Genomic DNA, 6,760 nt, shown 5'->3' on the forward strand with positions numbered 1-6,760 from the left:
ACACGTTCTTTTCATCTTATTAAAATTGTTTGTCTTTTAAGGAATAAGATAGAACTCGCATGATTTTAATTATTCGCGTATGTGTTCCCGAGGATTCAGGATCATGCTCGTTTCATTCTACTTTACAAGCTATCAGCTATTAGTAAATCACCAGCCTAAACCAAGTCTATGAAATCTAAAATCATCATTCGTTTAGCAGCCATCTTCCTACTGGTTTTGTCACACTCCCTCTCCAACGGACAAGCCAACCAGGATAAGCTGGCAAAGCCCATCGAAAACAAACTTCAGTTCAACGGTTATACCAACCACTGGCAAAACAATTACACCGTTTGGAACCGCTACGGAAACCTGTTTAAAACCGCCATCACTGATATTCCTCCAACCATTTTGCAAAGTAAAATTGACGCAGCCGACGACATGGGAATTCCCGGATTATTTATGCAGGAAGGCTTTATCTCCGCTCTTTTCCAAAACCCGTATAAAGTTCTTGATCAGCCCTCAAAAGAAGAACTTTCCAAAGAATCAACCAATGCCAATGTACTAGCGATCATAAGCACGGAAACGGCTTTGGGTGCAGAACTGGAAGCAGAGGCAAAAGCTATTTTTAATTGGGCAGATGCATTAAACAGCTATCAGTTTGGAGCAATTGATTTTGAACCGGTTTACGCTTTTGTTTCAAAAAACGGGAATAAAAATTTTTTTGCCGTTGTAACCGCCGATCATGCTAAAGCAGAGCAACTCGTTCAACGAATCGCCGACGCCCGGGAGATTCTATCGCAGTTTAACCTGAAAAAAGGATGGTTCGGTGCCTCTACCCTGCTAAAAAGCGTAACCTGTACGCCGGGTCATCCACTGGAATTAATCGGCCGCGGAATGAACGAAGGAAACAGCTGGTTTATTTTTGATGGATACATGGACTTTCTGGCCCAACAGGAGATAAAAAACTGGGTACAGGAAATTGACTTGCCGGTATTGGCCGATGTTGGTTTTTCGCCGATATACGGCTGTAATGATTACGATGGCTTGCAGGTACAAGACATGCAAACCAAACAGGCATGGATCGACTATGCACATCAAAAAGGGGGCTATGCCTTTCGTCCGGTTTACGATCCTCCCTCTGATGCTTTCGAATTCGACGGATACATCGCCGTTGAAGGCAACAAAGAACAGATCGACAATGAAAATGTGCCGTTCATCAATAAAACCGGTATGCTAAGCGGGAACATGACGTCTTCAATGGTGCTGTTTGTCGAAAAAGAAGAGGAATTTACGCAAGCTACTTTGTGGAATACCATTTTAAGCCGAAAAGCCGTAGCCGTTTTTGAAAATGCACTGATGATGGGGCCTTCAGAATTCAGGAATGCCCTCCAGTTGCTGTATCTCGACCGGTATTTCCTTGAAAATTACTTCGGGGATAACATCGACATGGAAGCTTCCGTTAATGGCTACAACCTGCAAGTCATGCTTCGAAATTACACCGACAGCCCCTTAAACGGAAGCTTGTCATTTACTTTCCCTGCCGGTATTGAGACAGCCGGGAAAGTCAACACTTCGGTTTCACTGGAGCCGGGAGAATCCAGACAATTCAATGTTCCGCTTACCATCAGCAAACAAGCTATGGGATTGACTAATCCTGTTGCCGTTCATTTTAACCATGGAAACGCGACAAAAAACATCGTCACCATGCTGGATCTGCCACCTGCTATTTCAGCACATCAACTGCTTTATGGTCACGAACCCGAAGTTCTTTTTCCGGTAACCATTCATAACTTTTCTGAAAAAGGAGCATTTCCGGTAACCGTGGAAGTATTCAAAAAAAATAATCCGGACAAAGCGGTATTTACGCAAACGATAAACTGCGAAACCGGTATTTCAACTTTCAAGGAATTAAATTTCAACCTCCATCTGGATGCCGGACAATATGAAGTTAAGGTTCGTACACTGGGGACTGAATTTAAGGGACAACTGGGAGTTGGGGCAAAAGCCGGCAATGCCTATGCCTACGAAATGGATTTAAACAGCGATGGGATAAATGAATACCGCATGGAAAACGACTCGGTGGAAGTAACTTTGCTACGCACCGGCGCACGGGTAATCGAATACATCGTAAAAAGCAAAAAAGACAACGTGCTGTTTAAAATTTGGCCCGAAAAAACCTACAACGATAAAAAGCCATTTCGAAAATACGGCTATTATCCTTACGGAGGTTTTGAGGATTTTCTGGGACAGGCAAGCATGGAAACACACAAAATATACAATGCCCGTTTAATAAAGGCAGAGGGCGATTTTGTACGCGTTGAAATGGAAGCTGACTACTTTGGAAATCATTTGAAAAAGACCTTTACCCTTTACGGAAATTCGCCACTGCTGGAAGTACGTTATGCGCTTACTTTCAAAAATCCGGAAGCTAATGTTATCGGGCCGCAACCCATTCTGGAACTGGGCGAAAAACACTGGACCGAAGATGTTTTTACCGTTCCAACAACCTATGGATTAAAGGAATACCGCATGCGACCGGAGCAATACTACGGCCAGGCCATTCAGGTGCAGGAAGGCTGGAATGCCGGTTACGATACCCAGGCAAAAGTTAGCTTTGTTGGCGCTTTCCCTGTCTCACAACCATTGTTTCTGCATATGTGGATGAATCACCCCGATAACCAGGAAGCACCGCACTATTACGTGGAATTTCAACCCTGGACACCCATCATTCAGAAAACAACCATGTACTTTTCCTATTACTTGTGGGGAAGCGGCAGCTATTGGGAACAAAGCGTTAAAGAACTCAGAGACCGAAACCTGATAAGCACCCGGCAATAAACCGGATATTTTTCAACACTAAAAGCAACAAACAGATGAAATACTTCTTATACATTACCCTGGTAGTTTTAACCTCCGTCAGTCTTTCTGCAACAAGCCAGGCAAAAGAAAAGCAAGGAAAGCTGACAGTTGAAAGCATGAAACTGGGCTACCCTGTACCCGCGATCCCTTTTTATCATTTTATCGCCCAACTGAATTTGCCGGAAGCATCGATTATTGAAGTGGAGGCCGCAGTAAACGGGAAACCCATGCGTTTTGTAAACCTCTACAAAGGCGATCTTCATGAAGAGTTGGATAAACCCGCGCTGACCCACCGCCCTCCGTCGGGCTATGCACTGTCGCAGGACAATACTTTGTACAAACAGCCAGTTATTACCGGATGGATGAAATGGAATCCGGGAGAATCGTACGAAATTACGCTTACCCTTCGGGTAAAGAAATCGGCGCGGCCTTCGGACGACGACACCTTTTTAACGGCAACCCAGATTGTAAAAGCCCCGGAACAGGCCAAAATCTTTGACTCGGCATGGAAAAACTACAAATCGATCGTACTGAGCGAAACGGCCGGAATAGATCGCGAAAAGGAACCGGTAGAAGTCCTGCTTCCCTTTTATCCGGACGAAGCAAACGATCTGAAACGTGAGATCAGGGTACTGGAAGTGGATCCTGAAAATTTTGCATTAACCGAAGTTCCCTGCCAGGTATTCGACATTCAGCAATACACCGTTGAGGACGATCTCGAACCCGAAAAAGAAGGGCAAGCCAAACGACATATTCCGCTATGGATGCCAACTGTCACCTGCAAGCTGGCATTCCTCGCCAATGTCCCGGCCAAAAGCAGCAAAGTGTACCTGGTGTACTACAACAACGAAAAAGCGCTGGCTAAAACCTGGCAAACCGATCTGCGTGTTCAGGGCGAACTTCCGGGACTTCGGATTGATAACGACTATTTTAATGCGGTCCTTCATCCCAATTCAGGGCACCTCGACCAACTCACGCTTAAATCCAAACCCGAAGCGCCCTTGTTTCACCGGATGGAAACAAACGGAGCCATACACTGGAACCCGGGAATTTATGTGCCTCCCCGCGCCTGGACACACACTGCCGACTGGAAGCACGACCAGAACATGTACTCCATTTCCGGCCCGGTGCTTGCCACTGCCGAATTTTGGGGAAATCTGCGCGATATGCCCGAAGTAGATGCTTCGGTACGCTATACTTTTTATCCCGGCGTTCCGTATTTTGAAAGCACCACCAACATGCGCATCAACGAAACCGTTCAGACCATTGCCCTGCGAAATGCAGAAATTGTGTTTAAACGCGAATTGATGACCCATGCTGCCTGGTACGATGTTATCAGAGACGAGGTGATTACTTACAATGTGGCGAACATGGCCGATCTTACCGATCTGAAAATGGAAGCCGATGTGCCGTGGATCACTTTTTACAATGAAAACACGGGGATTGGATTTGCCGGTATTCAGCTTGATTATGCCAATGCCTCGCTCGAATCAAGGTCGCGCCTGCTGAATCCGTATTTCTACATCACTGCCGGCCCCTGGATATACTGGGCCAGAGCTTTGTCGCTAAGTTTCCTGGGCTCGAACATGCAGCAGGTGATTCCCGCCATGAAAGGCAGTTTGTTCACCGAAAAATGGGCCTACCTGGTTTACGAAACCGATAAGGAAACTCCTTACCGGGAAGTATTAAACTGGCAAAAAAAACTAACCCAGCCCTTGCGGGTTCAGTTGGTGGAAGAAGTGGATGAACGTGTTTCCAGATCGCTGGTTGAGATTTATATGGACGAAGGCAAAAGCGGCTGGGAAGAACGCGAAACCGGAAAACACAAATAGGATTTCCGGGTTAGGCGTGTTTCCAACCCTGTACATATAATAAGTCAGCTAAAAAATCAAAAGAAGGATGTAAAAACTACTTTTTCTTTAGTATCATTTTTTGGCTGTCGGCCTCTACAATCTTTCGGGTAAATTCCACATAATCGGCATATTTTTCAGGTGGAAATACACCCCTGTTTTTTAGATTGCGCCGCGTATAGACAATGGAGTTCTGGCTGTGTTTCAATTCTGATTGATACACACCAAACTCCGTTTCAATTTTTACAGGTTCGGGCAAATATTCAATTTCATAGCCTTCCGGAATAACAAAAGTAACGCAATCCTCATCCTGGTATGACAACCGCGTTTTAAACGGAAATTTCCGGTCGCTTGCTTTTTTCGGAACCGAACTATGCTTGTTTAAACTGTTTACGGGAACAAACATACGGTCGCCCATCTTTGTCGCAAAGCGATCAACCTCCAGCAAGCGTGTCCGGGTAGCTGAAGGAATTCTTTCCGGGCGGTTTTCATAAGCGATCGTACGGTAATTTGCCCCGGGAATATTACTTGTTTTATAGGCATCTTCAATTATATCTTCGTGGGTTTTCCGCAGGTCTCTCTCAATGTATTCATACTGAAGCCCGTTGAACACCACCGTATCCTTTACAACTGCATTTCCACTCTCGTTAACAAGTATCGAAGCTTTCATTTTCCAGGTGTTCTCGTTCAAACCATAATTCTTTGTCTGAATCAAGCGACTGTTGTTTTTATCAATCAGCAGCGCACTTCGTTCCGAAGTGAAACTCCCCTGAAAGCCAAAGGGTGAGAACTGGCTGGTACATTCCAGAAAAATTGTATCCGATTCAACTGGTACTGTGAGAATAACGTGATTAAAGTTCTGGGATGGAAAATCAACATCTATTTCTCCTGTGTTTGTTCCGGCTTTAACAAGCGTATAATACGATTCGATGCCAATACTTTGCAACATCGATTTCATGTAATTGGTCAATGCCTTGCAATCGCCGTATCCTACCTCCTCTACTTTTTGTGCCGGGAATGGCTGAAACCCACCGATTCCCAACTGAATACTGACGTAACGGGTGTTTTTCTGCAACAACTCATAAACCAGTTTTATCTTTTCCACAGGATCATCGACTGAAGCAGTTAATTCTTTCAGAAACTGCACGCGGTCTTCCGGCAGGTCATTTCTGTCTTCGATTAAACTATATACCCAATCTCCAAACGCTTTCCAGCTGTCCATGCTCCCTTTGGTTCCATAAAATTCAAAATTCAGGGGAGCAACTACCACTCGCGGAACAAAATTAACCATCGACACCGCCAGCGGCTCATGTTCCATTGCTTCCATGTTTTCCAATTCCCACAAGTAGGTTTTTACACCATCAACCAATTCGCCATTTTTAACCGTATTGACCAACTTGTTCGGTTTAATCCTGATCCCTTCATCTTCATAATCAAGAATTTTATAGCTGGCGAATACGATCGATTTGTTGTAAGCATCGCAAGGCATCCAGTTGTAAAAATCGATGGCCCCTTTCTGTTCAATCGTGCATTCATATTCAACCGTATAAGGATACGTGCTGATCTGGGGAGTGATGCGTTTAAACCGGCCGTCGGTGTACATCGAAAAGCCATCAAACATCGTCTGGTCGTACACTTCGCTTTTCTTTACTTTTTTGATCAGGTTACCCTCCTTATCGTAAAAGTTGGCCACCTTTATGTCCACCTCACTGTTTGAATCGTAAGGAATAAGCAAAACTCCCTCGCCTTCCCCGTTTTCATTAAAAATGGTAATCACCTCTTTTATGGAATACCTGATTTTTGTTTTTGAGAAAATTTCCAGCGTTGTTTCACTGGTTCGCACAACCGAATTTGCATCGGTCAGCAAGTTGGCTGCAATTTCCGACACCGGATAAAATACATCTTTAGCCGAAGTTACAGTAACGGCAATGAGTAGTATAAGCATTAAAAACAACAGTTTTACTTTCATGGGTAATTGGGTTGATTGTTGCACAGTGTGCCTGTTGCACAACTCACCAGGTTTTGTTAACAAATTTAGCATAATCCCGGAGAGTAAGCAGTTATCTTTCATT

General features: G+C 44.6%; 3 protein-coding genes. 2 read left to right on the forward strand and 1 reads right to left on the reverse strand.

Features of this window, described 5'->3' with window-relative positions:
* Nucleotides 1-168: 168 nt before the first annotated feature.
* Nucleotides 169-2,817: a hypothetical protein gene (locus D1614_RS23025; protein WP_119440352.1), complete on the forward strand. Its 2,649-nt coding sequence runs from the start codon at nt 169-171 to the stop codon at nt 2,815-2,817.
* 35 nt (nt 2,818-2,852) lie between these two features.
* Nucleotides 2,853-4,670 carry a hypothetical protein gene (locus tag D1614_RS23030; protein WP_119440353.1) on the forward strand — a complete coding sequence of 606 codons (1,818 nt, stop codon included), beginning with the start codon at nt 2,853-2,855 and terminating at the stop codon, nt 4,668-4,670.
* Nucleotides 4,671-4,746: 76 nt separating this feature from the next.
* Here the strand turns inward: D1614_RS23030 and D1614_RS23035 are convergent.
* Nucleotides 4,747-6,760, reverse strand: a 2,014-nt coding sequence (locus D1614_RS23035) for a DUF3858 domain-containing protein (protein WP_119440354.1), incomplete at its 5' end; no start/stop codon positions are given.

The organism is Maribellus luteus, from assembly GCF_003576475.1.
GTDB classification, from domain to species: domain Bacteria; phylum Bacteroidota; class Bacteroidia; order Bacteroidales; family Prolixibacteraceae; genus Draconibacterium; species Draconibacterium luteum.